2 rRNA genes are annotated in these 2,161 nt (G+C 55.9%); both read right to left on the bottom strand.

The features are described from left to right. Positions 1-88: 88 nt before the first annotated feature. Positions 89-203: ribosomal RNA gene (gene rrf / locus G481_RS0118565) — 5S ribosomal RNA — on the bottom strand. Between the two features lie 95 nt (positions 204-298). Continuing rightward, positions 299-2,161, bottom strand: a 23S ribosomal RNA gene (locus G481_RS0118560); the annotation flags it as partial.

Here is a 2,161-nt window from a genome sequence, read left to right as displayed (position 1 = left end):
CCTTCAGGTTATGAGCCTGACGAGCTACCGGGCTGCTCCACCCCGCGCCGGGATTGAGATGTTGAGGAGTTTTTTCGGTTCTTATCAGGTCTGGCGGCGAGCTACTCTCCCACGTCTTGAGACGCAGTACCATTGCCGCGGCGGCACTTAACTTCCGAGTTCGGGAAGGGATCGGGTGTTTTGCTCGCGCTATGACCACCAGACCGGAGAAGAACCGAAGCACATCGGCGCTGTTTTCAGCGACTGTCTTAGTCAAGGTATTGTGTAGCATGTCTTCCAGAGTCTTGCTTTTTCTGGATGGATCAAGCCAATCGGGCAATTAGTACCGGTCAGCACACGCATTGCTGCGCTTACACCTCCGGCCTATCGACGTGGTGGTCTTCCACGGCCCTCAAGGGAGACCTTGTTTTGAAGGGGGCTTCACGCTTAGATGCCTTCAGCGTTTATCCTGTCCGCTCATAGCTACCCAGCACTACCGTTGGCACGATAACTGGTCCACCAGTGGAGCGTTCACCCCGGTCCTCTCGTACTAGGGGCAACTCTTCTCAAGTCTCCTACACCCACGGCAGATAGGGACCGAACTGTCTCACGACGTTCTAAACCCAGCTCACGTACCTCTTTAAATGGCGAACAGCCATACCCTTGGGACCTGCTCCAGCCCCAGGATGAGATGAGCCGACATCGAGGTGCCAAACGATGCCGTCGATATGGACTCTTGGGCATCATCAGCCTGTTATCCCCAGAGTACCTTTTATCCGTTGAGCGATGGCCCTCCCACTTGGGACCACCGGATCACTATGGCCGACTTTCGTCTCTGCTCGACTTGTCAGTCTTGCAGTCAGGCGGGCTTCTGCCATTGCACTCGACGACCGATTTCCGACCGGTCTGAGCCCACCATCGCGCGCCTCCGTTACTGTTTGGGAGGCGACCGCCCCAGTCAAACTCCCCGCCACGCAGGGTCCCGGACCCGGATAACGGGCCGCGGTTAGACATCAAGAGTGCGAAGGGTGGTATCTCAAGGTTGGCTCCATCGAGACTGGCGTCCCGATTTCAATGCCTACCACCTATCCTGCACATCGCAATCCTGATGCCAGTGCGAAGCTGGAGTAAAGGTTCATGGGGTCTTTCCGTCTAACCGCGGGTAGTGTGCATCTTGACACACAGTTCAATTTCGCTGAGTCCACGTTAGAGACAGCGGGGAGATCGTTACGCCATTCGTGCAGGTCGGAACTTACCCGACAAGGAATTTCGCTACCTTAGGACCGTTATAGTTACGGCCGCCGTTTACCGGGGCTTCAATTCGGAGCTTGCACCCCTCCTTTTAACCTTCCGGCACCGGGCAGGCGTCAGACTGTATACGTCGCCTTACGGCTTCGCACAGCCCTGTGTTTTAAGTAAACAGTCGCCACCCCCTAGTCTGTGCCCCCCGCCCATAGTTGCCTACAGACGGGGCTCCCTTCTCGCGAACTTACGGGAGCATTTTGCCGAGTTCCTTTAACGTGGTTCTCTCAAGCGCCTTGGTATACTCTACCAGTCCACCTGTGTCGGTTTAGGGTACGGTCTGATGGAGGGCTATTTCCAGGGACACCGCGGCTGCCAGACCAATCCGATAAGGCCTGACAACGTTAAGCATCCGTCACATCCTCCTGGCCCAGGAATATTAACCTGGTTCCCATCGACTACGCCTTTCGGCCTCGCCTTAGGGGCCGGCTTACCCTGCTCAGATTAGCTTTAAGCAGGAACCCTTGGACTTTCGGCGACAGGGTCTCTCACCCTGTTTGTCGCTACTCATGTCAACATTCTCGCTTCTGATCTCTCCACCGGATGCCTTACAGCCCGGCTTCACAGAAAGCTCCTTGCCTCCGATGTTTCCCAGTTGCCTGAGGAACAGAAGAGGCATGGAGCTATATCACAGAACGCTCCGCTACCACGCACATCGCTGTGCATCCCGAGCTTCGGCTCATGGCTTGAGCCCCGTTACATCTTCGCCGCAGGACCTCTTGACTAGACCAGTGAGCTGTTACGCTATCTTTAAAGGATGGCTGCTTCTAAGCCAACCTCCTGGTTGTTTTGGAAGTCCCACATGCTTTCCCACTTAGCCATGAATTGGGGGCCTTAGCTGCGGGTCAGGGTTGTTTCCCTCTTCACGACGGACGTTAGC

Source organism: Gemmobacter nectariphilus DSM 15620 (genome assembly GCF_000429765.1).
In the GTDB taxonomy this organism is placed as follows: Bacteria; Pseudomonadota; Alphaproteobacteria; order Rhodobacterales; family Rhodobacteraceae; genus Wagnerdoeblera; species Wagnerdoeblera nectariphila.
This window is presented reverse-complemented; position numbering and strand designations above follow the sequence as displayed.